This window comes from Neobacillus rhizophilus (genome assembly GCF_018343535.1).
GTDB lineage: Bacteria > Bacillota > Bacilli > Bacillales > Cytobacillaceae > Neobacillus > Neobacillus rhizophilus.
Genome location: NZ_JAGYPF010000003.1, coordinates 358776 through 383600 on the forward strand (window position 1 = coordinate 358776; position 24825 = coordinate 383600).

The 24825-nt window shown below is 40.6% G+C and carries 37 protein-coding genes; 12 read left to right on the forward strand and 25 right to left on the reverse strand.

Annotation, left to right across the window (positions count from 1 at the left end; translation table 11 throughout):
• Positions 1 to 107: 107 nt before the first annotated feature.
• On the reverse strand, positions 108 to 572 hold the full coding sequence (locus KHA99_RS15230) for a GNAT family N-acetyltransferase (RefSeq protein WP_213118327.1): 465 nt from the start codon (positions 570 to 572) through the stop codon (positions 108 to 110).
• A gap of 103 nt (positions 573 to 675) precedes the next feature.
• Here KHA99_RS15230 and KHA99_RS15235 point away from each other — a divergent pair, with 103 nt between their 5' ends.
• Genes KHA99_RS15235 through KHA99_RS15245 form a run of 3 tightly spaced genes read left to right on the forward strand, consistent with a single transcriptional unit; the run spans position 676 to position 1946 of the window.
• Entirely contained in the window at positions 676 to 1035 is a 360-nt protein-coding gene (locus KHA99_RS15235; RefSeq protein WP_213118328.1) for a hypothetical protein, read from the forward strand.
• A complete protein-coding gene (locus KHA99_RS15240; RefSeq protein WP_213118329.1) occupies positions 1022 to 1195 on the forward strand; it encodes an amino acid transporter in 174 nt (57 codons plus the stop codon). Before KHA99_RS15235 ends, KHA99_RS15240 begins: the two co-directional genes overlap by 14 nt.
• A gap of 52 nt (positions 1196 to 1247) precedes the next feature.
• The gene (locus KHA99_RS15245; protein WP_213118330.1) at positions 1248 to 1946 is read left to right on the forward strand and encodes a Type 1 glutamine amidotransferase-like domain-containing protein; all 699 of its coding nucleotides are present in this window, start codon (positions 1248 to 1250) and stop codon (positions 1944 to 1946) included.
• A 482-nt stretch (positions 1947 to 2428) separates the two neighbouring features.
• On the opposite strand, the gene KHA99_RS15250 is transcribed toward KHA99_RS15245, so the two are convergent.
• The gene (locus KHA99_RS15250) at positions 2429 to 2914 is read right to left on the reverse strand and encodes a hypothetical protein (RefSeq protein WP_213118331.1); all 486 of its coding nucleotides are present in this window, start codon (positions 2912 to 2914) and stop codon (positions 2429 to 2431) included.
• Positions 2915 to 3041: 127 nt separating this feature from the next.
• Here KHA99_RS15250 and KHA99_RS15255 point away from each other — a divergent pair, with 127 nt between their 5' ends.
• Positions 3042 to 3275: a hypothetical protein gene (locus tag KHA99_RS15255; RefSeq protein ID WP_213118332.1), complete on the forward strand. Its 234-nt coding sequence runs from the start codon at positions 3042 to 3044 to the stop codon at positions 3273 to 3275.
• Between the two features lie 23 nt (positions 3276 to 3298).
• Positions 3299 to 3424 carry a hypothetical protein gene (locus tag KHA99_RS31210; RefSeq protein ID WP_261363804.1) on the forward strand — a complete coding sequence of 42 codons (126 nt, stop codon included), beginning with the start codon at positions 3299 to 3301 and terminating at the stop codon, positions 3422 to 3424.
• 24 nt (positions 3425 to 3448) lie between these two features.
• Here KHA99_RS31210 and KHA99_RS15260 read toward each other — a convergent pair whose 3' ends face one another.
• Positions 3449 to 3949 (reverse strand): GNAT family N-acetyltransferase, encoded by a 501-nt coding sequence (locus KHA99_RS15260; protein WP_213118333.1) that lies wholly within the window; start codon positions 3947 to 3949, stop codon positions 3449 to 3451.
• Between the two features lie 88 nt (positions 3950 to 4037).
• On the opposite strand from KHA99_RS15260, the gene KHA99_RS15265 reads away from it, so the two are divergent.
• Positions 4038 to 4379, forward strand: a complete 342-nt coding sequence (locus tag KHA99_RS15265; RefSeq protein ID WP_249366692.1) for a YqzG/YhdC family protein — start codon at positions 4038 to 4040, stop codon at positions 4377 to 4379.
• 7 nt (positions 4380 to 4386) lie between these two features.
• Here the strand turns inward: KHA99_RS15265 and KHA99_RS15270 are convergent, their stop codons facing one another.
• The 3 genes from KHA99_RS15270 to KHA99_RS15280 all read right to left on the reverse strand — a co-directional run bounded on the left by KHA99_RS15270 (position 4387) and on the right by KHA99_RS15280 (position 5699).
• Positions 4387 to 4599, reverse strand: a complete 213-nt coding sequence (locus KHA99_RS15270; RefSeq protein WP_213118334.1) for a DNA-directed RNA polymerase subunit alpha C-terminal domain-containing protein — start codon at positions 4597 to 4599, stop codon at positions 4387 to 4389.
• A 19-nt stretch (positions 4600 to 4618) separates the two neighbouring features.
• A complete protein-coding gene (locus tag KHA99_RS15275) occupies positions 4619 to 5326 on the reverse strand; it encodes a YjjG family noncanonical pyrimidine nucleotidase (protein WP_213118335.1) in 708 nt (235 codons plus the stop codon).
• A gap of 79 nt (positions 5327 to 5405) precedes the next feature.
• Positions 5406 to 5699: an antibiotic biosynthesis monooxygenase family protein gene (locus tag KHA99_RS15280; RefSeq protein ID WP_213118336.1), complete on the reverse strand. Its 294-nt coding sequence runs from the start codon at positions 5697 to 5699 to the stop codon at positions 5406 to 5408.
• Between the two features lie 303 nt (positions 5700 to 6002).
• Here KHA99_RS15280 and KHA99_RS15285 point away from each other — a divergent pair, with 303 nt between their 5' ends.
• Positions 6003 to 6398 (forward strand): secondary thiamine-phosphate synthase enzyme YjbQ, encoded by a 396-nt coding sequence (locus tag KHA99_RS15285; RefSeq protein WP_213118337.1) that lies wholly within the window; start codon positions 6003 to 6005, stop codon positions 6396 to 6398.
• Positions 6399 to 6405: 7 nt separating this feature from the next.
• Here KHA99_RS15285 and KHA99_RS15290 read toward each other — a convergent pair whose 3' ends face one another.
• Complete coding sequence (locus KHA99_RS15290; RefSeq protein WP_213118338.1) at positions 6406 to 6588, reverse strand: hypothetical protein; 183 nt, start codon at positions 6586 to 6588, stop codon at positions 6406 to 6408.
• 114 nt (positions 6589 to 6702) lie between these two features.
• Here KHA99_RS15290 and KHA99_RS15295 point away from each other — a divergent pair, with 114 nt between their 5' ends.
• Positions 6703 to 7335, forward strand: coding sequence for a LysE family translocator (locus tag KHA99_RS15295; protein ID WP_213118339.1), 633 nt, complete (start codon positions 6703 to 6705; stop codon positions 7333 to 7335).
• A gap of 45 nt (positions 7336 to 7380) precedes the next feature.
• Here the strand turns inward: KHA99_RS15295 and solA are convergent, their stop codons facing one another.
• The 6 genes from solA to KHA99_RS15325 form a co-directional block, all read right to left on the reverse strand.
• Positions 7381 to 8517 carry an N-methyl-L-tryptophan oxidase gene (solA, locus tag KHA99_RS15300; protein WP_213118340.1) on the reverse strand — a complete coding sequence of 379 codons (1137 nt, stop codon included), beginning with the start codon at positions 8515 to 8517 and terminating at the stop codon, positions 7381 to 7383.
• An 18-nt stretch (positions 8518 to 8535) separates the two neighbouring features.
• Entirely contained in the window at positions 8536 to 9153 is a 618-nt protein-coding gene (locus KHA99_RS15305) for a LysE/ArgO family amino acid transporter (RefSeq protein ID WP_213118341.1), read from the reverse strand.
• Between the two features lie 124 nt (positions 9154 to 9277).
• Positions 9278 to 9688, reverse strand: a complete 411-nt coding sequence (locus KHA99_RS15310) for a VOC family protein (protein ID WP_213118342.1) — start codon at positions 9686 to 9688, stop codon at positions 9278 to 9280.
• 69 nt (positions 9689 to 9757) lie between these two features.
• On the reverse strand, positions 9758 to 10111 hold the full coding sequence (locus KHA99_RS15315) for a VOC family protein (RefSeq protein WP_213118343.1): 354 nt from the start codon (positions 10109 to 10111) through the stop codon (positions 9758 to 9760).
• Between the two features lie 16 nt (positions 10112 to 10127).
• A complete protein-coding gene (locus tag KHA99_RS15320; protein WP_213118344.1) occupies positions 10128 to 10757 on the reverse strand; it encodes an NUDIX hydrolase in 630 nt (209 codons plus the stop codon).
• A 134-nt stretch (positions 10758 to 10891) separates the two neighbouring features.
• A complete protein-coding gene (locus KHA99_RS15325) occupies positions 10892 to 12064 on the reverse strand; it encodes an MFS transporter (RefSeq protein ID WP_213118345.1) in 1173 nt (390 codons plus the stop codon).
• Positions 12065 to 12315: 251 nt separating this feature from the next.
• Between KHA99_RS15325 and KHA99_RS15330 the strand changes: the two genes are divergently transcribed.
• Positions 12316 to 13065 carry a glucose 1-dehydrogenase gene (locus tag KHA99_RS15330; RefSeq protein ID WP_213118346.1) on the forward strand — a complete coding sequence of 250 codons (750 nt, stop codon included), beginning with the start codon at positions 12316 to 12318 and terminating at the stop codon, positions 13063 to 13065.
• Positions 13066 to 13105: 40 nt separating this feature from the next.
• Here KHA99_RS15330 and KHA99_RS15335 read toward each other — a convergent pair whose 3' ends face one another.
• The 5 genes from KHA99_RS15335 to KHA99_RS15355 all read right to left on the reverse strand — a co-directional run bounded on the left by KHA99_RS15335 (position 13106) and on the right by KHA99_RS15355 (position 17328).
• Entirely contained in the window at positions 13106 to 13933 is an 828-nt protein-coding gene (locus KHA99_RS15335; RefSeq protein ID WP_213118347.1) for a DUF4362 domain-containing protein, read from the reverse strand.
• 25 nt (positions 13934 to 13958) lie between these two features.
• Positions 13959 to 14336, reverse strand: a complete 378-nt coding sequence (locus KHA99_RS15340) for a YkvA family protein (protein WP_213118348.1) — start codon at positions 14334 to 14336, stop codon at positions 13959 to 13961.
• A 32-nt stretch (positions 14337 to 14368) separates the two neighbouring features.
• Positions 14369 to 15037, reverse strand: coding sequence for an alpha/beta family hydrolase (locus tag KHA99_RS15345; RefSeq protein WP_213118349.1), 669 nt, complete (start codon positions 15035 to 15037; stop codon positions 14369 to 14371).
• Positions 15038 to 15069: 32 nt separating this feature from the next.
• Positions 15070 to 15882 (reverse strand): GNAT family N-acetyltransferase, encoded by an 813-nt coding sequence (locus tag KHA99_RS15350; RefSeq protein ID WP_213118350.1) that lies wholly within the window; start codon positions 15880 to 15882, stop codon positions 15070 to 15072.
• A 738-nt stretch (positions 15883 to 16620) separates the two neighbouring features.
• Positions 16621 to 17328 carry an MOSC domain-containing protein gene (locus KHA99_RS15355; RefSeq protein WP_213118351.1) on the reverse strand — a complete coding sequence of 236 codons (708 nt, stop codon included), beginning with the start codon at positions 17326 to 17328 and terminating at the stop codon, positions 16621 to 16623.
• A 217-nt stretch (positions 17329 to 17545) separates the two neighbouring features.
• Here KHA99_RS15355 and KHA99_RS15360 point away from each other — a divergent pair, with 217 nt between their 5' ends.
• A complete protein-coding gene (locus KHA99_RS15360; RefSeq protein WP_213118352.1) occupies positions 17546 to 17686 on the forward strand; it encodes a hypothetical protein in 141 nt (46 codons plus the stop codon).
• 104 nt (positions 17687 to 17790) lie between these two features.
• Here KHA99_RS15360 and KHA99_RS15365 read toward each other — a convergent pair whose 3' ends face one another.
• The 6 genes from KHA99_RS15365 to KHA99_RS15390 form a co-directional block, all read right to left on the reverse strand.
• Positions 17791 to 18462, reverse strand: a complete 672-nt coding sequence (locus KHA99_RS15365) for a hypothetical protein (RefSeq protein ID WP_213118353.1) — start codon at positions 18460 to 18462, stop codon at positions 17791 to 17793.
• Positions 18463 to 18688: 226 nt separating this feature from the next.
• The gene (locus tag KHA99_RS15370; protein WP_213118354.1) at positions 18689 to 19294 is read right to left on the reverse strand and encodes a class I SAM-dependent methyltransferase; all 606 of its coding nucleotides are present in this window, start codon (positions 19292 to 19294) and stop codon (positions 18689 to 18691) included.
• 38 nt (positions 19295 to 19332) lie between these two features.
• A complete protein-coding gene (locus KHA99_RS15375) occupies positions 19333 to 19833 on the reverse strand; it encodes a GNAT family N-acetyltransferase (RefSeq protein ID WP_213118355.1) in 501 nt (166 codons plus the stop codon).
• Positions 19834 to 19847: 14 nt separating this feature from the next.
• Entirely contained in the window at positions 19848 to 20867 is a 1020-nt protein-coding gene (locus KHA99_RS15380; RefSeq protein WP_213118356.1) for a glutathione S-transferase family protein, read from the reverse strand.
• Positions 20868 to 21040: 173 nt separating this feature from the next.
• Positions 21041 to 21652 (reverse strand): FMN-binding negative transcriptional regulator, encoded by a 612-nt coding sequence (locus KHA99_RS15385; protein WP_213118357.1) that lies wholly within the window; start codon positions 21650 to 21652, stop codon positions 21041 to 21043.
• A gap of 28 nt (positions 21653 to 21680) precedes the next feature.
• Positions 21681 to 22928, reverse strand: coding sequence for an esterase/lipase family protein (locus KHA99_RS15390; protein ID WP_213118358.1), 1248 nt, complete (start codon positions 22926 to 22928; stop codon positions 21681 to 21683).
• A 224-nt stretch (positions 22929 to 23152) separates the two neighbouring features.
• On the opposite strand from KHA99_RS15390, the gene KHA99_RS15395 reads away from it, so the two are divergent.
• Together KHA99_RS15395 and KHA99_RS15400 are read left to right on the forward strand one after the other, a co-directional pair.
• Positions 23153 to 23434, forward strand: a complete 282-nt coding sequence (locus KHA99_RS15395) for a YggT family protein (RefSeq protein WP_249366693.1) — start codon at positions 23153 to 23155, stop codon at positions 23432 to 23434.
• 7 nt (positions 23435 to 23441) lie between these two features.
• On the forward strand, positions 23442 to 24077 hold the full coding sequence (locus KHA99_RS15400) for a pentapeptide repeat-containing protein (RefSeq protein ID WP_213118359.1): 636 nt from the start codon (positions 23442 to 23444) through the stop codon (positions 24075 to 24077).
• Positions 24078 to 24173: 96 nt separating this feature from the next.
• On the opposite strand, the gene yiaA is transcribed toward KHA99_RS15400, so the two are convergent.
• Positions 24174 to 24644: an inner membrane protein YiaA gene (yiaA, locus tag KHA99_RS15405; protein WP_213118360.1), complete on the reverse strand. Its 471-nt coding sequence runs from the start codon at positions 24642 to 24644 to the stop codon at positions 24174 to 24176.
• Between the last annotated feature and the right edge of the window lie 181 nt (positions 24645 to 24825).

Consider the following 24825-nt stretch of genomic DNA (forward strand, 5'->3'; position numbering starts at 1 on the left):
CTAAAAATAGGATTAGTTATTCATTGGCTTAATGTTCACCCTTCCGAATTTGAGTAATTTTCATTTTACTGGATTTGTTTTTAAGTTTCAAGCAAAATTATGTTAGTTTATGGTAAATTTTTCTCGAACAACACCATATCCAAAGCCCTAATGCCATTTTCATATATTGGATCAGGGTATTTTTTGAAAAAATCCTTTTTAATTTCCGACATTCGAAAACCGGCTTTTTGATAAAAGGCGAGGTTGGCAATGCTGGAATTGGCGGTGCCGACAATCATTTTGTTGAATCCTCTAGACCGATAAACTTCAAAGGACTTCTTTATGGCCATTTTGCCAATTCCCATTCCCTGATACTTTTCTGATATAGCCATGTTCTTAATTTCCACAACGTGGTCCGGATGGAAGGTGAATAACATAACGCCAGCAGTGGCCCCTTCATATTTGATGGAGTACATTTCACCTTCAAGTATATATTTGTTAACGATTTCTTCGCTTTCATCTGCTAAAAGAAGCAAATCAAAAAAAGACAATCTTTGATCCCATTCAACGGGCTTTAAAACAACCTTTTTCATAAAAATAACCCCTGCTTATGTTTTCTTTATTTTATCAAAGATTTGGAAAAAGAAGGTTATTTGGGTCTAATATTCGAATATAAAGAAATGAGGGGGGATGGCCTTGAATATAGCAAGACTTTTGGGGGTGCTTGGCTCTTTAGGCGGACTTCTTTTCTGCATATACTTTTTATTTAATAATCCTTACGTTGGAGGTCCTCCGCCTGAAGATGTTCTTGCATCCTTTTCACTTTCGTATTTTCTTCCAATGATTATAGGTCTTTATGCAAGCCGCTCTTTTAAACCTATCTTATTATTGATTTGCGCAATCTGGTCCTTCCCGTTAACTTTATATTTGGCGGCAACACCTGGAGTGTTTAAATGGCTAGTTATTTCCCCGGTTTTATTAATGGCAGCTGCTATTATCATGTTTAGAAAAAGAAAACATTCTCATAACGAGGTGAGTCTGAATGACGAAAAATAAACCATTTAATGATGTCATTGATCATTATGATAAAATCGAAGGCAATGCCGCAAACGGAAGTTTAAAGAAACTGCCAAAGTTAAGATATTTCGGATACTTTTTTATTAGTTTTTTTGCTTTAGGGATTATGTTGTTGATTATTTTAAATATATTGCTATAGTTTTTTTAAAAAAGCAAAAGGATATCAATAATTTTGGAAAGGACTGAATCGAATGAAGCAAATTATTGCGCTGGGCGGCGGCGGATTCTCGATGGAACCGGAGAACCCGTTATTAGATACATATATCCTGCAACAATCTAGGAAAACCAATCCAAAAATCTGTTTTGTCCCGACTGCCAGCGGGGATTCAGACAGTTATGTAAGCGATTTTTATCGTTTTTTTGAAAAAATGCCTTGTGAACCTTCGCATCTATCATTGTTCAGACCTCCGACTAGAGATTTGGAAAGCTTTGTTTTAGAAAAAGACATCATTTATGTCGGCGGTGGCAACACCAAAAACTTATTGGTGCTTTGGAAAGAATGGGGCTTGGATAAAATTTTGAAAAAGGCTTGGAATCAAAGCATCGTTTTGGCAGGAATCAGTGCTGGTTCGATTTGCTGGTTTGAAGAAGGTGTCACTGATTCCTTTGGCGGCGGCCTTGAACCAATTAAAGCCTTGGGATTTTTGAAAGGCAGCAATTGTCCGCATTATGATGGCGAAGAGGACAGACGACCGGCTTACCATCGGCTTGTTGGTACGGGAGCACTTGGAGGCGGGATTGCCGCAGATGATGGGGTGGCGATTCATTTCATTGATCAGGATGTTCATAAAATTGTTAGTTCCAGGCCGAATGCAAAGGCCTACTCCCTCTCTTTTGATAATAAGGTAATTGAGACGGAGCTTAGGACGGAGTATTTGGGGGATATTTAGCTGTTATTGGTCTGTTATAACGCTAGGGGTGCGGATTTTGGATGTCTTCGGTGTTATAAGCCTTTCATAACTACCCAGGCGCTGTTTCTTTCTTCGGTTTGGGTGTTATAAGCCTTTCATAACTACCCAGGCACCGACTCTTTCTTCGGATCGGGCGTTATAACCCTTTCATAACGACCCGGGCACTGTTTTTTTCTATGGATCGGGTGTTATGAGACCTTTCATAACGACCGGACCACCGACTCTCTCTACAGTTCGGGTGTTATAAGCCCCTTCATAACGACCGGGACACTGACTCTTACTACGGATCGGGCGTTATAAGCCTTTCATAACGACCGGGACACTGGCTCTTACTATGGATCGGGCGTTATAAGCCTTTCATAACGACCGGGACACTGACTCTTACTACGGATCGGGTGTTATAAGCCTTTCATAACGACCCGCCCACTTATATTCCAGACGGTTCGGGCGTTATGACCTCTTCAATTACCAATTTCCCTTTGCCCGCAATTTTTATAAATTTCCCTCAATGTTATGTATCGTCCACGAACTTTACTTTTTTCAACCACTTCCCACTTTTCAGGACCACGCTTTATTTTTATAAGGACATTTAACCCATTAATCTCTTTATAAAAAATGTACCCAGTAAATGAGTTCCCCCATTTTTCACTATATTTTCCGCTTGTTATGATTAACCTTTTTTCACCAATGTTCGTTCCGCTAAATAAGGAAATCATGGAATCCAAATGGGAGTCTTTTTTGCCAATTGGCAGCCCCATCTTAATTAGGTCTTCATAATCATAATTCCAGGCATTATCCTTTTTCATTAGATTCTTTAAAAATGGATAACTGGTTTGAATGTCCTCCTGCACTTTTTTGTTAAGCAAATCATAACAAGCCGAATTGGCCGTAACAGGAAAACATGTTGCCTGAAATACCAAAAGCAGGACAAAGAATTTTTTAATCATGACTCCCTCCTATTGCTATCTTCCCAATTTATATAGGTATTTACTCCAAAAATTGAAATGAATACAGACAGAGTGCGATTGGAAATCTAAATTTGTAGCCAAGTATGCAAAAAACGGGGTGTTTTTTATGGCAGATAGTTTGGACTCAAAGGATTACGAAACAGGGTCAGCCATTCGGACATTTAATATTATTGAGACGAGTGTTGGGCCCGAAGGATATGAGGTTCTTTTAGAGATGGATTTGGACAGTGGATATGATCTGGAAAGCGTAAGAATGAAAATTTCCCATGAGGAAATGGTGGCATACGAAACAAGCGATATTCATGAAGCTGTAAAGTATGCTTTAGGATTCTTTGAATAGACTCTTATCGGGAGGCAATCGATTTGAAAAAACAAAATAAAAAACGCCAGCCTGCACAGGGGAATACTCAAAGCCAGGAAGTTAAAACACTAAAAACAAATGATAATATAAAGGATTACAGCCGTGCATGGGAGGACGACCGCCTATAAACGGCGTCTTCCCCTTTCTTCCGTTCACTGCAGCAGTTTGGCCATGTAGTATTCATCAACGAATTCACCTGCAATTAGCAGGGAACGTTTCTTTGTTCCTTCAATCTCGAAGCCCATTTTTTTATATAGGGCTACTCCGACTTCGTTACGGGTGACAACCGTTAATTCCAAACGGTGAATCTTATGTCTAACCGCCCACTGATTAAGTCTTTCAAACAGTTTAGTCCCGATACCTTGCCCACGATAATCCTTTAAAATACCGACAACAAGATAGACAGAGTGTTTGGTTCTTCTTGCTGTCCCGCCGATTACAAACATATAACCGACCAATGTCCCGCTATTCTCTGCAACTAATATTGTTGAGTTTTCGCTCGTCTTCATCGATTCAATTCTTTTGCGATGCTGTTCGGCCGTCGTTCTTCTTTCGCCCGCTTCCATCAGCATAAACGCAGATTCAGCTTCGACCTGTTGGATAAGACTCGCAAGGTTTTCCGCTTCGTTAACTTCTATCTCTCTTATAACCATTCAATAACATCCTTTTACTTCCACAGATTTGTTAACATAATTCCGTTTCAAAATCGCCATCCTAATCGTAAACAAAGGGGGAATTAAGTTGAGAAAGATACTAGTCAGCTTCCTAACCGCAACAGCTCTTGTGTCTGTCAGCAGCCTTCCAACGGTTTTAACACATTATACGAATGCGCAGCAGAAACCCATTCCACCCTATGCCAAATGGGGAAGGATTGCAATGGAAAGAACACATAAGAAGTATCCGAATGCCCAAATTGTCGATTATCTCCACATTGGAAGAACGACTGGTGCTAATTCCTCAGTAGAAAAATTCAAGCTGTGGTTAAAAGAAGGACAAAGAGAATTTGGTGTATTTATCGATATTCAATTTGAAAACAAAACGGAAAAGATTCAAAAAGTGACGTTCAAAGAATCCACATGGTAAGCCAAAATTAATCGGCGAAGGAAAGTCCCTTTGCAGCTAACGCTTCCCGTATTTGTTCCACCGCTTTTGGACCCATGCCATGCAATTTTAATATCTCTGCCTCACTTAACTTTGATAACTGGTCCAGCCGGAAAATACCCGCTCCTGTTAGCGCCCTAAGTGCAGGCTTGGCCAATTTCTCCGGCAGGTCACTTTTTTCAATGTCCAAATTCTTTCCCATTTCCTCTCACCCCGATGGCTTATTTAATCAGCATTGCTTGTTTGTGCTCAACAATTTTAAAAAGGTCCGTCAGTTCACAAATTTCATAAGTCGGCTTGATACCAATATTGTTATCTTTAAAATTGGGATTAAACCAGCAAGTATGAATCCCGTAATTAATTCCGCCCTGGATATCTGAAGTCAGGGAATCGCCCACCATTAAAACCCGCTCTTTGTCTGTTATTTGAAGTTTGGAAAAAGCATAATCAAAGATTCCTTTGTGAGGCTTTTGGTATCCTGCTTCTTCAGAAATTATGATCTCCTCAAATGCATGAGAGAGTGGCGAGCCTGCGATTCTAGACTTCTGAACCTGGCCAAATCCGTTTGTGATGACAGCAAGCTTACAGCCAGTCAAATTGCTGCACACTTCAAATGCACCTGGAACTAGATGACTTCCTTCTCCCAAATACTCTAGATAAGTACGATTAAAGCGCTCTGCATCTATCTCGAGGTTATATTCCACAAACAAGCGTCTAAACCTCTCCACGCCCAATTCGGCTAATGTTGTACGTCCTTGTTCTAAATCTCCCCACAAAACTTTGCTTATCTCTTTATAGCGCGGACGATAATCCTGCACTCCTGACGGCAGACCGAAGTCTGAAAATACCTTATGAAGTGCATTCTGTTCTGTTTTCCCAAAATCAAACAAGGTGTCATCTATATCAAAAAAAATCGTATCGTATCTCATCGCTGCCTCCATTAATCTATTAAGCTAGTTTTCTCTATTTTATCATTTTTCACAATGGACAGCTGATAAAGACGACCGTTTAAAGTTCCACTTTTTTGAAATGCTCCACCGTTGGGAATGGATCATAGAAATGATGCAGCAGCTTTTTCCAATCTTGGTATTCCAGTGACTCTCTAAAGCCAACTGTATGGTCTTCTAATGTTTCCCATTGTACCAGCAGCAAGTATTTCCCCTCCACTTCCAGACAGCGCTGCAGTTCGTGGATGATATAGCCTTTCATTGATGAAATAATCGTGGATGCTTTTCGGAATGCTCCCTCAAATTCCTGTTCCATTCCTGGTTTTACTTGGAGCATAGCGGCTTCTAAAATCATAATATTTTCTCCTTTTCTTTAACATAAGTTGGTTACTTTAGAGAAAACCTGTTCTCTCCGAATATACTCATATTGTTAAGATTTATCTGCCATTTGACGGAATCACCTTAAATGGAAAAACAGAAATAAAGGCAGTTGATACAATCGTTCTTGCTGTTAATACTGATTTTATTGCTTTTGCAAATAGCAACAATCCTCACTTAATTGTAAAATCCGTTAAACTGATTGATTATTATCATAAGGATATGAAAAATTAACAGCTCAATCTTTGTTGGGCTTTTATTTTTTGAAAGGAAGAGGAGCATGCTCAAAAAATTCACTTTGAAAACCGGCAAACGGGATGAAATGATTGAAGTCACCAAACAGGTGCAGGATTTTGTAATTGAACAAGGGCTTGTTGATGGAGCGGTAATTATTTATTGCCCTCATACAACGGCTGGAATCACCATTAATGAAAATGCTGACCCGGACGTAAAACTGGATATGATGCGTCGCTTTGATGAGGTGTATCCTTGGAACCATAAACTGGATCGCCACATGGAAGGCAATACTGCTGCACATATGAAAGCAAGTACAGTTGGTGCCTCACAGCATGTTATTGTTTCTGATGGCCGGCTGCTTCTTGGCATATGGCAGGGCATCTATTTTTGCGAGTTTGATGGGCCTAGGACGCGGACGTTTTATGTAAAGGCATTATAGATTGTCGCTATTCACAAGATACAGTCCAATTAATACCTAATAATCCTTGTTCGACTTCAGGTGTCTTATTGTTTTCAACACAAGTTCTTTTTGTATTATCAAGAGAGTAATAATTGGAAACAACAGCCACTGCAAAAAACGATAAAACAATTCCTGCGGAAATAATAAATTTATTTCTTTTTATTATCATCTGACAAACTCCTTAAGTTCGAAATGTATAAGCATCATTTATTAAGAATATCCCACTATTCAGAAAATTTATGGTAAATTTATTTTAACAGTTTTTCAGCAAGGGGGATAATACATGGAGAACTTTTATTTGTTCGTGATTATGTGTGTTTTGCTCATTATTTTGCCTGGACCGGATACAGCGATTGCCACTAAAAACACCTTAACAGTTGGCCGGGCAGGTGGTTATAAAACAGTTTTCGGTACTTGCTGTGCTCTTTTCATCCACACAACAGCTGCCGTAGTTGGACTTTCCGCCATTATTGTAAAATCGGCTTTATTGTTCTCTATCTTCAAATACGTCGGTGCAGTGTACCTTGTGTATCTGGGCGCCAAAACATTATGGGCCCTAAAGAACAAGGAAGCAGCTGCCGCTGCCGAAATCCCGGTTGAGAGCAAGTTTGAAAGCAAATCCTGCTTTAAACAAGGCTTCCTTACCAACCTACTCAATCCGAAGGTGGCGGTATTTTTCCTAACGTTCTTGCCTCAATTCGTTCATTCCGGAACCAAGACCTTTATTCCCTTTCTCATCATGGGAATTACGTATACTGTATTAACGGCTATTTGGTTTTTGTTCTACATTTATTTGTTGAATCAGATAAGCGCCTTTATGAAAAAACCACGGACCCAGAGAGTTTTTGAAGGACTTACAGGTACAGTGCTGATTGGGTTTGGGATAAAGCTCGCTCTTGAAAAAGCGCATCATTAGACTCATGTTTAACCCCTTGGATTAGATTCTAAGGGGCTTTGTCTTCTAGTTAAATCGATTGATGGAAAAGAGAGAAATATCCTGTTCTGTCTTCCCTAATATAATTAATTCGGCTAAATTCTTTCCAACCGCACTGCTAAATTTAAAGCCATGGCCAGAAAAACCTGATGCGATGGCTATATTTGAATATTTTGGGTGCAAATCAATAATAAAGTTTTCATCAGGTGTCAGCGTATAGATACATGTTTTACCGTACTTCAATTGCTGGCTATGCGGCATAAACGCATTCAAAAATTGTATCAAATCAGCTTCATCTTCAGGCAGCTCTCCAAATCCGGGGATTTGATTATCTGGGTTTATTTTTTCCCCGCCATCATGCCGGCCCACTTTCAAACCTGATCCATCGATACTCGGAAATCCGTAATATAGTCCTTGAATTGTCTCAAATGCAAAGGCTGGAAAATCTTTATGGTTATACAATTTTTCAGCGGCATCAAACCAGGCAAAAGTTTTTCTGACCGGCTCGAGAGGAAGATTCAAATCCAACTGTGAAAGGAGCTCTTTTGACCATGCTCCCGCCGAAACAATTAAGGACTCGGACTGAAACGTCTGATCATCTGTCTTGATTGTTACTCGGTTATCATGAATATTGATTTCTTTAACTCTACTATTTGTTAAAATTTCAGCCCCATGCTTAATGGCGAGTACTCGGTAAGCCTCGATGCACTCCTCACATTTCAGGACACCTGATGTTGGTTCAAAGCAGCCTATGTATTCGTTAGATAATGAGATTCCTGGCCAACGGCTGTTTACCTCTCTTGAATATAAAACATCCAGCGGCAAAGAGTAAGTCTCTGAACTAGAAATGATATTTTGGATAAAGTCCGATTGTTCTGGACCAACATTGAGAACCCCGGTTTGAAGAAACAATTGTTTTCCCGTTGCTTTCTCTAAATCATTCCATAATTCTTGGGCTTTAAGGGCAAACGGAACGTATTCCGCACCTTCCCCATACGCATATCGTATAATTCTCGTATCTTCGTGATGGCTGCCCTTGTTATGCGGCGGGTTGAAGGAATCTAATAACAGCGTACTTTTTCCGCTCTTTGCTAAAAAATAGCCCGCTGCCATTCCCATTGAACCTGCTCCAATGACAATGACATCATAAATTTTCTGTTCCATAATTTTTCCACCGCCAACCTAAAATTTTTGAAAAAGCTGAATGGCTATGTAAATGGCTACTCCCCAGATAATGAGAGCGGATAGTTTATTTATCATTTTTAGGAATTTGCCTTGAGAGTCGACATTCCCTACTATTCTACCGGCTACAGCAAGCCCGGAGAACCAAATCCATGATACGATGATACAGGCAGCCGTGAATGCCGCTTTTTCTGTACCGGAATAGCTTAGTGAACTCGTTCCAATCACGCCAATTGTGTCAAGGATAGCGTGAGGATTCAACAGTGAAACCGACATCGCGAACATGATTTGTTTTTTGGGCGGCATAGAGGCTTCCTTGCGGGATAGGTCTGATGGATCACTTTTCCAAATGGACCAGCCCATATAAATTAAGAATAATATTCCAATAGAAAATAGAACGGTTTGCAATACTGGCACTGTTAATACAATGACTGAAACCCCTAATACGGCTAATAAAATTAGCAGTGTATCACAAAGTGATGCTGTAATAATGACTGGAATAGTCCCTCTAAACTTTGGCTGTGACGCCCCCTGATTAAAGACAAATACGTTTTGGGCACCAAGAGGAAGAATTAACCCAAAGGCTAATACAATTCCATGAAGTAGTGCTGCTAGCATTGATGTTCCCCCTCATTTTGTAAAAATATTAAACTATTAGTATTCTGTATAGGGAGCCCTGTTTCCTTCTCACCTAATGAAAATAGACGTCCCTACCTACTGTAGTGACGCCCTAAAATGGAATTTAAGCTTTCGGCATTTTGCTCATATCCATATACAACGCATTCCAGCGATGACCATCCGGATCCGCGATTCCGCAGCCATACAGCCAGCCCTGGTTCTCCCCAGGCTCAGCAAAGACTGTACCTCCTGACGCAACTGCCTTTTTTGCCATGTCATCGACTTCTTCTCTGCTCTCTGCACCAATGGAAAACAAAACTTCGGCAGACTGCTTTGTATCGGTTATTGTCGACCTGGTGAAATTTTTAAAAATAGAATCTTGAAAGAGCATGACGTTGACCTGATTATCCCCAACGATGACTTTGGCTTGATTGCTATTGGGTTGTGTGTCGACGGGAAATCCAAGACCTTTATAAAACTCAACTGCTCTATTCATGTCTTTTACTGGGAGGTTGACCCACAGGTAATTTGGCATGTGCATTCTCCTCTTCATTGGGTATATTCATGATTCACTTTAATTTCAAGAATAATACATTACGTTTCCCTACTTCTTTTGAATAAGCCCAAATCCAATTCCGGTTGGATCAACTAAGTATGCTAGAAAAAACTCATCAAATTCCATTTTGTCCCGGACTATCATTGCTCCACCTTGTTTTGCTTTTGCAATGGCTTCTTCAATAGAAACAACCTCAATTTGAATACGTGTTCCATGCGGATAATCACTCGGTCCTTTGCTAATTCCGCCATTCATTCCGGGCTCCCCGCTTCCTTTATCCGTGGTAACCGGCCAATAATCCCAGTGTGGTTCGGAAATCTTCCATCCAAAAACTTCTGAATAAAATTTTGCCGCTTTTTCCGGCTCCTGGCTATTTAATTCAAAACTAATAACCTTCCCCATCGCGAAACCTCTCATCCTAATTTGATTTAATTTTTTCAGCAATCCTTTCAATAACTGTTTCATAATATGAAAGTTGATGCATGACAAATTGATCCTTTCCTGCCATTTGTTCAATATGAATTTTATTGCCCTCATCGTCCATTTTAAAACCTTCAATATGGATGGTTTCCTTTCCCCCCAGCCAAAAGTCAGCAAAGTCATCAAACTTAACTTTTATGATTCCAGAAACCTCGTCCTCTTGAAGTTTGAAATCTTCAAATCCGCCCGACATTTTATATAAAAATATGTTTGCAATTTCTTTATCTATGAAATTTCCTTTGGTCACGCAGTAATCAATTACAACCAACGGCTCCAGTTCATCAAAAGAAACATCGATGCCCAGCTCTTCGCTTACCTCTCTGACGCCATCCATAACAGATTCATCTGCCAGCAAATGTCCCGCGGCGGTAATATCAAATAGACCAGGATAGTCCATTTTCGCTTCACTGCGGAGCTGCAGATAAATATAGTCGGTATCCTCTTCCTTAAGAACAAACCAACAATGAAAAACTTCATGCCAATAACCGGCTTTATGTACTTCTTCCCTGGTTGCAATACCTATTTGATTTCTGTCATCATCAAAAATTTTTAAATGTTCACTTTCCATCAATCTTCTCCTATTAAACGACTTTGTCAATTTATTTTACCATGAAATCCCATTAGCAAGTTTAATCAAAAGAGGAATTGCCCCGATGCAATTCCTCTTTTGATTTAAAAATTTATCTCTTTCTTCATGAATAACTATCTTTTTTTATAGGCCAGCATTCCCACACCTAAAAGCAGGGCACCCGAAAGAAGGAAGACACTTTGCACTCCAAAGTAATCTGAAACCAACCCCATTATTAATGAGGAGACCCCAAAGACTCCCGTAGAAATGGTGCCAATAGCCGCGTAAACCGTGGCCAATTGTTCTTTTGGGACGCTAGTCTGGAGCACCGTCTGCTGGGGAATATTTTTTAACTGGCCGAAGAAACCAATCAATCCAGATAAAACCAAGGCTATCAGCGGTAAACTTGTTAAACCGAAAAGCATGGTTAATAGGCAAGTTGAAAAGACTCCGAAAACAATGAATCTATTGCGATTGCCATCAACGAACGTGGAAAACCGCACACATAATAGACTTCCTACAACTAAACCGATGAAATAGGCACTGTTGATGAAGCCCCACCATTGCTCTCCCACATGTAATACCTGTTTAACATAAACTAGCAATATCGCGGCAATCCAAACCGAACCTGCAATCGTTTCTAAAAATTCCATTTTTACGAGGATTTTTAAAACAGGTGTCACCTTAATGGTTTGCCAGCCTTTGGTCAACTTTGACCAGGTGTTTCCCTGTTTTTTCGATCGGTGTTCCACTTTTTCCAAAAGGCACAAAAGGAGGCTGGAAATGACAAACAGTGCGGCAACCAGCCAGATAAGCTGGATTGGAGTAAATACCATCAACAGCAAACTGCCAATAAGCCACGTTCCTATTTGAATAGATTGCGTAATCGTTTCGGCGATGCCATTCGCCTTTAACAGCCGCTCCTCCGCTGCGTAATACGGAACCAATGCCTGCCTGACCGGGTTGGCGCAGCCGTCAAACAGAGCAATAACGGCTATGACGATAAAAATCAAATACAGGTTTTGTTCCAGCGTTAACATCGCACCTAATCCGAACATTAAAACAGTTTTAGCCGCTTGTGACCATGTCAATAATTGTTTTAATGGAAACCGTTCAATGAAGATTGGTGTAAAAGTTCCTGAAATAAACATCGAAGAAGTAATGGTAAACGGAACGAAGGCTGATGCTGCGGCAGAGTTGGTCGCATCATAAATAACGCTGATGACAGCCACGATGTACAAGACATCGCCAATATTGGCAAGCGACTGCCCCAGCATCAGATATAAAAAATTCCGATTATTTTTCAAAAATTCTCCCCCACTTTTTGATTTAATTCTCGAAGTGTGGGTGAGTTTAAATTGGAGTATAGGACATTTTGCTTTGCTCCTTGTAAGAATGCATCTTGATAAAGCCTTCGGGGGAGCCAGACTTAATCTTATTGCATCCAATTTTTTCATCTTTTATTTGAAATGGTATATTTAATTTAATTTAATTTATAACTTTAGAATACCATAGCCACTGATGTTCGTGGATTTTTAAAAATAGGGGTGTGAATTTCATGGATTTTTCTAATAAAACAGTGATTGTTACGGGAGCAGGTAACGGAATTGGGAAAGGTATCGCGCTGCTTTATGCCGAAAAAGGCGCCAATATCGTTTTGGCAGATATGGATGAGAAAGCAGGTTCTCAAACAGCCAGAGAGATAAATGAGCAAGGCGGCGAAGCTCTTTTTGTAAAAACTGACGTGAGACTGGAATCAGACATTGTCCGGTTAATGGAAACTGCCCATCAAACCTACGGCCAAATTGATATATTAATCAATAACGCCGGAAAAGGATTATTCAAGTCCCCTTTTGATGTATCGGTCGAAGAATGGGAAGATGTCATCAACACGAACTTAAGAAGCGTGTTCTTGGGCTCGCGGGAAGCAGCTAAATATATGCGGCAGAACAAGGAAGGCGGTTCAATTGTGAATATGGCCTCCACAAGAGCCATCATGTCCGAGCCGAATTCAGAAGGCTATGCTGCCACAAAAGGAGGAATCCTCGCCATAACGCATGCGCTTGCAGCATCCCTTAGTGAATATAGGATCACAGTCAACGCCATTTCCCCAGGCTGGATTGAAACAGGAGATTATTCAGCGTTGAGCAAGGTTGATCATGAACAGCATTTTTCAAAGCGAGTCGGAATGCCGGATGACATTGCCCGGGCCTGCCTTTATTTAACCGCCAATGAAAATAATTTTGTGACAGGAATCAACCTTGTCGTCGACGGTGGTATGACGCGGAAAATGATTTATGAGGAATAACGGAAAGAGGGCGGTTTCCCCTGTAGGGACCGCTCTCATTTTATTCGAAACTGCCTTTCACTTCTGGAAGCGACTGGTAGGTGTGGTTGTTTTTTAAGATAGCAACAATATCCTGAACAAGCCTGGTCATTACTTCGCCATCCTTGCTTTTATCACATTCAGACCAGTTATATTGGCGTTCAGCACTGTTAATCCAAACCTTCAATTCGTAGCTTTCGTAAGTTTTCTTGTTACATTCAGCAAATAGTTTTTTTTCATTAAGATAGTTGGATAAAATCATTAGTTTATAAATTTGATTTATTTCTTGTTTGGTAAATTGAAAGTCGCTTACCTGTACTGTCTCCCCATTTTGCAAATCCTTAATAAGCTTTTGATCTTTTGTATTGATGGCATTTTTCAGTCCCACCCCGTATTTTAACTCAAAGGCAAAAAAGTCCTCTTTATCGACGTCATGGGAAATAACTAACAGCTCGTTCATATCCTGCTGCGGGCACCCCGTTAACATGTATTTCGTTTCTGTCTCGGATTCTTGTTTCTGGATACTTTCACAAGTAGTTGTGGTGACTTCTCCCTGACCAAACTTATCCCCGGTTGTATCCAAGGTAAACTTTAAATTAGAGCCATCATAGGCTAGATCATGAAAAATCCGATCCCCTTCAATGGTGTAACGGATAAGCCGAACTTTATCTTTCTTGTTATTCTGGACATGTTTCACAAACTGGTCCAGTCTTTGAAAATTTTCCAAGCCACCATGTGTCTCAACCACATCATTTTTTCCGGGTTTCACTTTAGTTGGTGGAGCACTGGTGGATTGGCAGCCTGACAGCAATAAACAAATCAATAGGAACAGAACGGTTCTGTTTAACACAATATTCACGCCTTTTTAGGAATTGTTATCGAAAATAAATCATTTTCAATATCCAAATAAGGATCAAGAACCAGATAACCAAAATAATAGAACCCGCAATCCAGTTCTTAGGCTTTCCTTTGCTCATCATTTCCTGCGCTTTCATTTCACATTCTGCAATAACATCCTTCGGGATCATTTTTAATGCTAGCATGATTCCTAATGGGACAAGGATGATATCGTCAAGGTAGCCAAGGATGGGGATAAAGTCGGGAATGAGGTCGATGGGACTGAAGGCATACGCGACTACACAAATCGTAAATACTTTGGCATACCAAGGTACTCTTGGGTCTTTATATGCCAAATACAGGACGTATATATTTTTTTTCAAACCTTTTGCCCAAGTTTTTATTTGATTAAACATGCTATTTCTCCAGTTTGAGAGTGTCTTTTCTTCTATTCCTTATGTTTTTTCACAAATTCATGAATCTGTTTCATAGCTATCTTCAAGGCATCTATCGTGGCAAAAACATCCCCTTTTACTTCTATGCTGTGTTCAGTATTTGGTATTACAACTGTATCTACCAGATGATTAGTTGTAATGACTGAAATCCGTTCCTCGTTATAATGATGGTCCTGGTCTCCGATTACACAAAGTGAAGGAAGTTCGGTGTTTAAAAGAGCCTGATAAACATTATCCATTTTGATAAGCGGTGTTAACCAAATGCCCATAGCATTACGGATGAAATTCCTTTGTGTCCACTCTATCGCCATTGGAATCGTGCCAATCGATTTGCTTAACAGAAAACATTGATCGTAGGAACGTTCCTTTAATACTTCATCCACAACTGCGTTTACATCGTCATACATCCATTGCTCTTGCTCTGGCTTAGGAAGTTTTTTAAAATGTTCATTATTTGCAAACTGGTAGTTTATGTGAAGAACATCTATGTTTTGATTTAAACAAATTCCAGTTGTATAATGGAATAGCGGCCGCTGTGTGGTGTAACCAAGCCCCGGCAGCATGATACAGATGCTTTTTGTTGGTTCTTTGCTGCGAATCCATGTGTAGGGGACCGCGGAAAATTCAGCTCTTACCACTTGCCCTTCTACTAGCTCATACATTATTCATTTCACCTCAATAGTTGTTTTATCGACTAGAAAAACTTGATTTCCTCAATCAGCCCGCATTTTTGGAATCCGATATTTTGATACACCTTATTGGAGTCAGGATTCTTAACATCTGCATAGAGCATCGGAATTCGATTCTCTGACTCTATTATTTTACAAAGTTCTGCAACCAGTGCACTAGCATAGCCGTGTTTTCGGTGTTGGGTAGGGGTAAACACGGCGTTGATTCTGGCATGTCTTGGGGAACGATGGGAAATGTTTGCCTGCGCTACTGGGTGTCCGTTGACGATCCAAAGATACAACCCGCCAGCAGCAATCATCGTCGCCGCCCTCGTCTGCTGGGATGATGGTTCTACCTGTGTCCCAAATGCATCCCTCATAAAGCCCGCGAGATAGTCTGCTACAACGTCAACATGCTCATCCGTTGCTTTAAGAATTTCACCTTTTACCCCTTGAGGCTTTATGAGCGTTGGGCAATGGTAGGCTTCCATGGTCATTTCAGTTTCGTATCGAAGGTTATTTATTTTTGAAAAAATTCCAGCAAACATCTGTGCCGTCTGGGGATCCCCAGTAATTCCTGGCAAGGATACTCGTGTGAGGTGATTTATAAGTTCATGTATTAAGGATGTTTGTTCTGTGGCTAGGATATCGTTCGAAATCCATAGCCAGCCCTTATGCCCGGGTGTCTGGGCAAAAATCACTTTTTCGTCTGGTGTTTTGAGACATAGGGAGTTACGGTCTTCACTGATTCGATGGATTAGATTGTATTGGACTTCATCTATGGTAAATGGACTTCCTGCGGCGATTGCCGGATCATTGGGAACAAGCTTGGAAAACATCTCTTAGCCTCCTAAATACATATTTGTATATAGGTCTATTCTAGACTCGTTCTACGTGACCATGAACTGCATTTTTTCTCCTTTTCGGTCACGTAGACTCGTTCTACGTGACCATGAACTGCACTTTTTCTTTTTTTCGGGCACGTAGACTCGTTCTACGTGACCATGAACTGCATTTTTTCTTTTTTTCGGTCACGTAGACTCCCTCTTCGTGACCTTGAACAGCATTTTTTCTCCTTTTCGATCACGTAGACTCGTTCTACGTGACCATGAACTGCATTTTTTCTCCTTTTCTATCACGTAGACTCGTTCTACGTGACCATGAACTGCACTTTTTCTTTTTTTCGGGCACGTAGACTCGTTCTACGTGACCATGAACTGCATTTTTTCTTTTTTTCGGTCACGTAGACTCCCTCTTCGTGAGCTTGAACAGCATTTTTTCTCCTTTTCGATCACGTAGACTCGTTCTACGTGACCATGAACTGCATTTTTTCTTTTTTTCGGTCACGTAGACTCCCTCTTCGTGACCTTGAATACAGTTTTTTCTCCTTTTCGGGCACGTAGACTCGTTCTACATGACCATGAATTGCATTTTTTCTCCTTTTCGGTCACGTAGACTCCCTCTTCGTGACCATGAATACAGTTTTTTCTTTTTTTCGGGCACGTAGACTCCCTCTTCGTGACCATGAACTGCATTTTTTCTCTTTTTCGTGTAAGTAGACTCGTTTTCCAAATGTATCACTCATTCCGTCCGTAGACCCTTTTTGTAATATCCGGTATTTCCCTTTTCTTAATTCTTTCCCCTAAAGTGGTTCTCAGACCAGGCGCTAACAGTTCACAGTGAGCAAGTTCACGCATTTCTTCAAAATTCGGCTTCCTTGCATGGATAATCTCATTGCATTTCTGAATAGTCCACTGCGGATAAGGGCGCTCCAAAAGAGTAAAGCTTTGCCCAGCTTCAACGAAACCCTCTTTTAGCACCCGAAAATACCAGCCGGTCCGTCCGGTATTTTGGATAAGCAGCGCGAGGGTTTTGATTTTAAAACGGCGGGCCGGCTTCCAGCATGGCTGCCGTGGCTGGGATACCTGAACCACAGCCCCGCCAATTTGATAAACATCGCCAATTGAAATCAGATCCTCTGTTACATTTTCCATAAGAAAGTTCTCACCCATAGCCCCTGCACCAATATGACTGTTACCCAATTCCTTCTGCCAATCCAAATAATGTTCCGAAGCATAGGCAAACACAGCTTTCTCCGGGCCGCCGTGGTGTTCAGTATCAAATACACCGTCTCCAGTCATACCTGTTTTACCAGCCCAGACCGAACCTTCAACGAGTTCTTTAAAAATCGCACTCGTCCACTCCCGGTCCATTAAATTGGCAGCGTCTTTTTCCCCAACTGTTTTCGGCTGACCGACAAAAATTTTATTTAATAGAAACTCCATCCTGACCCCTCCTAATTCCGAAATCATCATCTGATAAACATCCTTTTTATTTATATGCTCTCGTGGTATGAATTTATTTTTTTAAACTTTTGTGTTTACGATATTCAAATTCTATCACAGCAATTTGCCAATATTAACAAAAATCCGAATAAGGACTATTTATTTTGAAACCTTCATAAGGTATAGACGTAATAAAATCTACAGGGGGGATATTTAAATGGAATTTAAGATGAAAGAGAAAAAGAAGAAAAAGAAGGGGGAGCGCTGGGAATTCATTGATTTGGGCTTTGATCTTATAGAACCTATATACCTGCTTATCAGATGGGGTGTCCGGGTCATAATAAAAATCTGGAATTAACCAGGTATGTTTTTTCATGGGCGTATTAGATGGGCCGTCCAGGAAACTCTGAACTTTAAGTTGGAATAAAAATAGCCCGGTATATTAACCAGGCTAACTAAATCCTATTCTTTCCTTGTTATTCCGCGCCTTACTTCCCCATAACTCCGTACCGCATTCCTCCACATCAGGAAGCCAGTTTCCATTAACGACATTGTCAGCCCCGTCCAGAAAAACAAACAGGAAAGGGGATAGCTTTCCAATTCCTTTGAAAAATCATCGTCTTTCACGGGAGCCGCCGGTTTAGAAGCTTCAAAGGGTTCTTTCTTGACTTCCTCTACTTTTGGAGATGTTTCTTTTTCCGGAGCTTGTATTTTGCTTTCAACAGGTTTCCGTTTTGCATCCTTGACTGCCTTAATACTGACTACTTTTTTCCTCGGCGTCGTCCTAACAGTTTTCAATGGACCCTGTGCCTGTAAAAACGCATCTACTTCGATGGCCAGCCCGGACATGGACTTCATGGCCTCAACAATGACAGTTATTAACTCAGCCTTGGTAAAATCTCTTACCGAAATCCAGCCGCGCGGGTCAACCGTGTAGTTGTTTTTCCTAATGACTTCTTCAGACATGTACTTGCCCAGCACATAGCCATTGCCGCTTTGCTGCAATTCCCTTGCCAAAACCAGCCCTCTTTGCTTGCTCTCGGGATAGTTAAAGTTCACCCGGCCGTTGCTGATTTCCTTCTCCTCCAATTTGAAAGTGCGGAAAATCTCCTTTTTTTCCTCAAATGATAACATTCGTTTTAGACTCCCCTTCCCCCATAAATTTTCTATCATGTATTCATATTTCAATGTTGCTTTCCGAATATACTTTTCTAGTAATAGACTTCTCGATTTATGCCTTTTTTCCTGCAAGGGTTTTCAAGAGTTGCAAAAAAAGCACTTCCCAGGTTTGCCTATTGGCAAAGAAAAAAGGTATTGGGTTTATGCTATGACCAATACCTTTTATCACTAATTTTCCATTTTATTTTTTCGGCTTTGCCCAAATCAGATGAACCATGTTTACCCAGTAGCTTTCTGATTTTTCAACAGTCATTCCGGACTCCCTGATTATTTCTAAGATGTTCCGTGTGTGATGGCATCCATAAAATCGGTATAAAAGCGGGTTCAGTGTTTTTTGGAGAATAGAGACTGCAAAGTTTGTACTGATGCCATGCTCCATCAGCAGGATCTTTCCGCTCGGTTTGCACCAGTGATTGATTTTTTCCAGTACCGCTAAGGGGTTGTTGTAACTGCAAAAGGATAATGTCGAAACAATGGTATCAAAGGAATCATTCGGAAATTCCATCTTTTCAATATCCCCGCTGACAAAATCAGCCTGAATGCCATAGTTTTTTGCCGCCTGCTTTGCTTTCTCAAGCATTGCGCTGCTAAAATCCGTGGCAGTCACTTTAACACCGGGAGTATAGTAGGGGAAATTTGCTCCAGCTCCAACCGCCAGTTCCAGCACTTCGCCCTCTGCATGGCTTAAAAGTTTTTGCCGCCATCGTTTTTGGCTCAGGTCTTCTCGTCTTTTGTCATATTTTCCTGCCTGCTTATTAAAAATCTTTATTAGCTTCTGCTTCTCCACTGAATTCACCGCCTTTTACCTATTTAGGGGTCTTTTTTTTAAAAACTCATCCGGTAGGCCCTTACGATTATGCCATCATTGGCTGGTTCAAAATCAAATTGGGGCAGCCGTTCGAAGCCGAGGCGTTCGTACAATCGCATCGCACTCTCCATAAATTGGCCGGTATGAAGACCTATCGAAGAGTACCCCTGCACCTTTGCCCGTTGGATGCATTCCGCGACCAAGGAGGCAGCGACACCTTTTCCCCTCGCTGCCGGTGCGACGGCAAGCATGCGGATTTCCGGATAGTCCAGTTCCTCTACTTCTCCCTCATAGGCATCCGACTTTGCCGGAAACAAGATCACACTACCGACGATATCTCCATTTATTTCAGCTACAATCCGTTCCACTCCCTGCTGTAAGTCCGCCTCCGAAGAAATAGCTTTTTTCAATGCTTCCCAATGCCCAGCGGGAATTTTTAGGGCATGCTCTTCGTACGCACTGACTCGCTGCTCACGAATAAACGGTAATTCCTCCAAATTCGCATCTCGTATCAACACAGCTTGCTCAACTCCTACTTTTTCAAAAATTTCTCCGCTCGATTGCTTAATCGCTCTCGGTGATGTTCGCTAGTAAGGCCAGATAAATCCGGGCCCTTTGGTAAAATATGAAAGCTCTTCTGATCATCGCTGGCGATATGATTCGATAAATGATAATGCACTTTGATGGCATGGAAATCCGTTGTATCACCAAAGCCAGGCGTCTGGTATAGGTCACGCAAATAGCCCCAAAGATTCGGAAAATCAACAATCCGGTTTCGATTGGCTTTGAAGGCGGAGTAATACGCTGCATCAAATCTGATGAGTGTCGCATAAAGTCGGACATCCGAATCCGTAATATAATCGCCGAATAAAAAGCGATTAGTTGAAAGCCGATCCTCCAATTCATCCAATCTGGCGAACAGCGTGTCATAGGCCTTTTCGTAGGCTTCCTGCGACTGGGCAAAGCCGCATTTATAGACCCCATTGTTCACATCGTGGAAGATGACGTCGTTTAAGTCATCAATCTCATCCCGTAATCGTTCAGGATACAAATCCGGAGCATTTTCCTTATGAAACGGCGCCCAAACTGTTTCAAGATAGTTTGTTAGTTTAAAATAATCGTTGTTGACGACCTTTTGTTCCTTTATATCCACCAATGCCGGCACTGTCGGACGACCTGAATAATCGGAATCGGACTTTTTATAAATTTCGCTCATATAGCGAATGCCCAGAACAGGGTCGACGCCATTCTCGTCTAAGGAAAACTCCCAATCGACATGGGGGAGTTTGGGACGCATTGGACTGGCGGTGCCCAGGCTGATGACCTTTTCTAATCCTAGAATTCTACGAACGATTACGGAGCGATGTGCCCAGGGACAAACAGCCGACCATAGGAGTCGATATCTTCCTGCCTCCACCGGAAGTTCGCCTTCCTTGCTTCCAAATGGAGTAGTAAATCTATTGGTCTGGCGTTTAAATGACCCGTCTGTTGTAATTTCGGCAAAGGCTTTTGGAGCTTTTAAGTTGTTATTTTGTTGTTCACTTTGCTGCATTAAAAACACCTCTTAAAAGTTTTTTTAAAATAAATCCTATTAATACTATGGAAATTCTCTATTTATTTGCAGTAAGTGATCCTTTAAACGAATCGGTTGCAATAACAATCTTCAATGTGTTTTCCCCTTTTTTCTACAATATTCCACTTGTCCTTTTAAGTCAGCTTTAAAAGTTATTTTTTAAGGTTATTTCTCATCAGGTCAGCTATAAGTCTATCATTTTGGTCGGATGAGCTTTCTAGCTGATTGATAACCAATTCTTGACGTTCAACTGGGTGGTTTTGACTAAGTTTTGCTTTTCCCTCAATTTTAGTAATATTGATCCGAAAACCTACAATACCTTTCGCCATTCCTTCAATGAAACCAGGATCAACATCCTTTAACTGATAGGAACTATCGGGCTTTTCATATGTACTTACCATTTCTACTAGCGAGTCGTATAATTCCTGAGGATCTTCAACAATCTCCAATTGGCCATATACATGAACGGCAATATAATTCCAGGTTGGCACAGCCTTATTGGTTTCATACCATGAAGGGGAGATGTAACAGTGCGGGCCTTGAAAAATGGCTAGAACCTTTTGATTTTCAATATCTTTCCACTGTCCGTTTGGATGAGCAAAATGGCCATATAAAATACCTTCCTTTTTATGAAAGGTTAATGGAAGGTGAGTGGCATATGGTTCCCCATTATGCTGCGAAACCAATGTGGCAAAGCTGTTTTTCTCCATAAATTCATAGAGGATTTCTTCATTATCTATTTTGAAATGGTTTGGAATATACATTTTTAATACCCCTTATTCTGAAAAAATTTTATTCAGGCAACCCTTGCAGGTTGTCCGCAATTCCTTTATAAAAACTGTAGATATCTTTTAAGGCAAGATTATCTTCAGATCCGATCCCGATAAAATCAAAATGATCCCAGCCTGGCTGCACAGCAAAGTGATTCCATACTCCTTTTTCAACGTAGCCATCATACCCCTTATGAGCATGACCGAGCGGGTATTTCGAAGAGACTACATTTACAATCCCGTCATTCGGCCACCAGGCAGAATCAATCACAGGCTCGGGGCTTTTTCTCGAATAAGCTCCCATAAACATGCTGGAACCTTTCATTAATGGATTCATGTTAAACATCGGATACGCACGGCCGGTCAGAACGCCTTTATAGGTGGCATCCCCAGTATAAGAAAAATAGTAAACATTCTGATGCGTCTTCACCCAATGATTTAGCTTAGCCGCTCCATAAGTAGTTAAATCATTTAGACTGCTGTCCTTGCTTGTCCAAATTGCACTATTGAATACGCTGTCGACATATTCCAGGTAGGACTCTCCCTCTTCCCGCTTTAGTCCCCATTGGTCAAGTTTATAATCATAGACGATGTTTTCATCACTTGCTCCTGATAAACTCCCAGCGTAAAAGACCATCTGATTCAACCATGGTGTCATTTCTTCTTCGTCCGCAACCGTTGAGCCATTGTGGGGAGTCGCAAGGGTTGTTACACTATGGACCCAGCTTTTTCCGCCTTTAAACAAATCGGATAATCCATCTTCAGGATGCTGCTCGAAGTATTCTCTTTCAGCAGCACTTCCATTTTCCAGCAGTTCAACCAAGGTTCTGATGGTTTGTCCACCCATACTATGCCCGACAAGGTGAATTTTCTTGGTGGCATCCCATTGGCTGTATATCCCAGGGTAGGTTCTGCCAAACCGTTCATGCCCGTGCTCTTTAGCATGGGCCGCCCCATAGTCTACCTTTCCGCCTTTGATGTACGCATAAAGCTCAACGGCCCGGTCCCAGTTGCTTGAAACAGGTCCCACTGTAGCTGTATAGGTTTTATGTCCTTTTTCATTTAAGTACTCTTCGAGGTCGCGGACTCCACCCCAATATTTAATACCTCCCATTTCATCCCTGCCCCAGCCGGTTAATCCATGGACAAGGATAATCGGGAAATCATTCAATTTTTGTGAAGGTTTCGTTTTGGTCTTTCCTGACAGCTGCATGAAAAATAAGCTCGTTAACGGACATAGGCTTGGAAACATTTTTAAACTTCCCGACATTAGAAGGACATCTCCCTGTTTACTGAATTTTCACAATAGTTTTCTTCATTATATCAACTGTTCGAAACAGCTTCAATTTATTAGAAGTGTTCAGATACATGCACCAAGTCTTTTCTGCTTTTTTAATGGTCAATTTTCTTCCCTTTTGGTGAAACTTTATATAGACTAATACGTAATACATGTTTGTACCATTCTAAATATTATGATAGGCAGGAGATATAAAATTGGGTTCTTATATTATGCTAATTGGACAGTATGCTTTTGAGGCATATTATTGGTTAATTTTAATATCGATTTTTGGTTCTTGGTTCCCGCGTTTTCAAGCAACAAAAGTGGGCGAGTGGATTTATAAGCTGGTTGAACCTTATTTAAGTGTCTTTAGGAAATTCATTCCTCCTTTAGGTCCAATCGATTTCTCGCCAATCATCGCCTTATTTGTGTATCGATACATCGGCGGGTTTGCACTTGAGGGACTGCGCTCATCTATTAATTTTATTGGGGTCTAAAAAACATATGAAAATAGACGCGCCTAAAATTCCTGACGAGTTACGTGACAGGAATTTCCACGAAATTTTTTATGAAGAAGATCCGGAATTAGAAATGTGCGTGATTAGCGACTCCGTTTTTGAAAATGAAGCCGCTGTTCGTGTCCGGCTTTACAATGTGGTGTTGAAGAATTGCCGGTTCACCAATACTGATTTTCAAAAAATGGACCTAACGGATGTAATCTTTGAAAACTGCGATTTATCGAATGCCAATTTAAGCAAATCTTCGATTCACAGGGTCATCTTTAAGGATTGCAAATTATTAGGGGTAAATTTTGAAGACTCCCGATTTGGAAACGTCCAGATTATTAATTCCATCTTAAACTTAACGGCATTGGCCAGTTCTAAGTTTGAAAAAGTACTTTTTCAAGATAGTTCATTAAAGAGTACCGATTTTTATGACTGTAAATTCAAAAGTACCGAATTTCAATTTTGTAATCTTGATGGAGCCAGCTTTGACCACACATCCCTAAAAGGCGTAGATATCAGTTCCTCGAATTTTAATACACTGACCGTCGCTATTGAAGATTTAAAAGGATGCAAAGTTTCAACGCATCAGGCTTTGCAATTTTCTACTCTGATGGGGTTAATTATTAAAGATTAATTTAAAAAAAGGAGTTCTGAACCAAGTTTGGTTTCAGAACTCCTTTTTAGTTACCTATGCTTGTTCGTTTCTTTCCATTCTGCGATGCTGCCGAAATCAATCTCTTTCTCTAACCCTCTGTGTATCTCTAATATTCTTTTGAACCGTTATAGCGGCAAATAAACTAAGAACAAATGCCATACCATAAAATCCCTTTTCGCTTAAATCAATACTTCCCGCATTGTATAAACCAATGGCCATTAATGAAATAGATACAATAAGTGCAAACCAACTAATGCCATAATAAATATTAGTAACTGGTATTCCCTCATCTTTATCTCTTACTGCTTTTTGTAAAGATACCGCTGAATAGAGTCCGAATATTAAAACGGCAAAGTAATATCCCTTTTCGTTGAGTTGCATCGCTGCGTTATATAAGCCGATAAGATAAGCGATAACACCTACTAATAGCGCTGCCCAAGAAGCCCCTTTGAAAGCTGAAGTCGGCTCTCCCTCTTTCCTTTCCATTTTTATTTTTGGATCATTTTGATTTCCTTTATCTAATAAAACCTCATTATCGTTAGACATAATGTTTCGCCTCCATCTCACCCTATTATCCAACATCTTTATTATATGAAGAAACAGGGTGCTAAGTAAACATTTTCCATTAATGGTAGTACTTATTATTTTCCTTTGATTTCTGCTGACAGGTCTATCGTTTTAATAATTTATAAATTTAATTTAACGTTTGAAAAGTTTTTTGAAGATA

What these genes read in the sequence shown, in the direction of transcription:
- KHA99_RS15230 (WP_213118327.1), bottom strand. Translation starts at nt 572, where the DNA reads ATGAAAAAGGTTGTTTTAAAGCCCGTTGAATGGGATCAAAGATTGTCT.
- KHA99_RS15240 (WP_213118329.1), top strand. Translation starts at nt 1,022, where the DNA reads ATGACGAAAAATAAACCATTTAATGATGTCATTGATCATTATGATAAA.
- KHA99_RS15245 (WP_213118330.1), top strand. Translation starts at nt 1,248, where the DNA reads ATGAAGCAAATTATTGCGCTGGGCGGCGGCGGATTCTCGATGGAACCG.
- KHA99_RS15250 (WP_213118331.1), bottom strand. Translation starts at nt 2,914, where the DNA reads ATGATTAAAAAATTCTTTGTCCTGCTTTTGGTATTTCAGGCAACATGT.
- KHA99_RS15255 (WP_213118332.1), top strand. Translation starts at nt 3,042, where the DNA reads ATGGCAGATAGTTTGGACTCAAAGGATTACGAAACAGGGTCAGCCATT.
- KHA99_RS15260 (WP_213118333.1), bottom strand. Translation starts at nt 3,949, where the DNA reads ATGGTTATAAGAGAGATAGAAGTTAACGAAGCGGAAAACCTTGCGAGT.
- KHA99_RS15270 (WP_213118334.1), bottom strand. Translation starts at nt 4,599, where the DNA reads ATGGGAAAGAATTTGGACATTGAAAAAAGTGACCTGCCGGAGAAATTG.
- KHA99_RS15275 (WP_213118335.1), bottom strand. Translation starts at nt 5,326, where the DNA reads ATGAGATACGATACGATTTTTTTTGATATAGATGACACCTTGTTTGAT.
- KHA99_RS15280 (WP_213118336.1), bottom strand. Translation starts at nt 5,699, where the DNA reads ATGATTTTAGAAGCCGCTATGCTCCAAGTAAAACCAGGAATGGAACAG.
- KHA99_RS15285 (WP_213118337.1), top strand. Translation starts at nt 6,003, where the DNA reads ATGCTCAAAAAATTCACTTTGAAAACCGGCAAACGGGATGAAATGATT.
- KHA99_RS15290 (WP_213118338.1), bottom strand. Translation starts at nt 6,588, where the DNA reads ATGATAATAAAAAGAAATAAATTTATTATTTCCGCAGGAATTGTTTTA.
- KHA99_RS15295 (WP_213118339.1), top strand. Translation starts at nt 6,703, where the DNA reads ATGGAGAACTTTTATTTGTTCGTGATTATGTGTGTTTTGCTCATTATT.
- solA (WP_213118340.1), bottom strand. Translation starts at nt 8,517, where the DNA reads ATGGAACAGAAAATTTATGATGTCATTGTCATTGGAGCAGGTTCAATG.
- KHA99_RS15305 (WP_213118341.1), bottom strand. Translation starts at nt 9,153, where the DNA reads ATGCTAGCAGCACTACTTCATGGAATTGTATTAGCCTTTGGGTTAATT.
- KHA99_RS15310 (WP_213118342.1), bottom strand. Translation starts at nt 9,688, where the DNA reads ATGCCAAATTACCTGTGGGTCAACCTCCCAGTAAAAGACATGAATAGA.
- KHA99_RS15315 (WP_213118343.1), bottom strand. Translation starts at nt 10,111, where the DNA reads ATGGGGAAGGTTATTAGTTTTGAATTAAATAGCCAGGAGCCGGAAAAA.
- KHA99_RS15320 (WP_213118344.1), bottom strand. Translation starts at nt 10,757, where the DNA reads ATGGAAAGTGAACATTTAAAAATTTTTGATGATGACAGAAATCAAATA.
- KHA99_RS15330 (WP_213118346.1), top strand. Translation starts at nt 12,316, where the DNA reads ATGGATTTTTCTAATAAAACAGTGATTGTTACGGGAGCAGGTAACGGA.
- KHA99_RS15340 (WP_213118348.1), bottom strand. Translation starts at nt 14,336, where the DNA reads ATGTTTAATCAAATAAAAACTTGGGCAAAAGGTTTGAAAAAAAATATA.
- KHA99_RS15345 (WP_213118349.1), bottom strand. Translation starts at nt 15,037, where the DNA reads ATGTATGAGCTAGTAGAAGGGCAAGTGGTAAGAGCTGAATTTTCCGCG.
- KHA99_RS15350 (WP_213118350.1), bottom strand. Translation starts at nt 15,882, where the DNA reads ATGTTTTCCAAGCTTGTTCCCAATGATCCGGCAATCGCCGCAGGAAGT.
- KHA99_RS15355 (WP_213118351.1), bottom strand. Translation starts at nt 17,328, where the DNA reads ATGGAGTTTCTATTAAATAAAATTTTTGTCGGTCAGCCGAAAACAGTT.
- KHA99_RS15360 (WP_213118352.1), top strand. Translation starts at nt 17,546, where the DNA reads ATGGAATTTAAGATGAAAGAGAAAAAGAAGAAAAAGAAGGGGGAGCGC.
- KHA99_RS15365 (WP_213118353.1), bottom strand. Translation starts at nt 18,462, where the DNA reads ATGTTATCATTTGAGGAAAAAAAGGAGATTTTCCGCACTTTCAAATTG.
- KHA99_RS15380 (WP_213118356.1), bottom strand. Translation starts at nt 20,867, where the DNA reads ATGCAGCAAAGTGAACAACAAAATAACAACTTAAAAGCTCCAAAAGCC.
- KHA99_RS15385 (WP_213118357.1), bottom strand. Translation starts at nt 21,652, where the DNA reads ATGTATATTCCAAACCATTTCAAAATAGATAATGAAGAAATCCTCTAT.
- KHA99_RS15390 (WP_213118358.1), bottom strand. Translation starts at nt 22,928, where the DNA reads ATGTCGGGAAGTTTAAAAATGTTTCCAAGCCTATGTCCGTTAACGAGC.
- KHA99_RS15400 (WP_213118359.1), top strand. Translation starts at nt 23,442, where the DNA reads ATGAAAATAGACGCGCCTAAAATTCCTGACGAGTTACGTGACAGGAAT.
- yiaA (WP_213118360.1), bottom strand. Translation starts at nt 24,644, where the DNA reads ATGTCTAACGATAATGAGGTTTTATTAGATAAAGGAAATCAAAATGAT.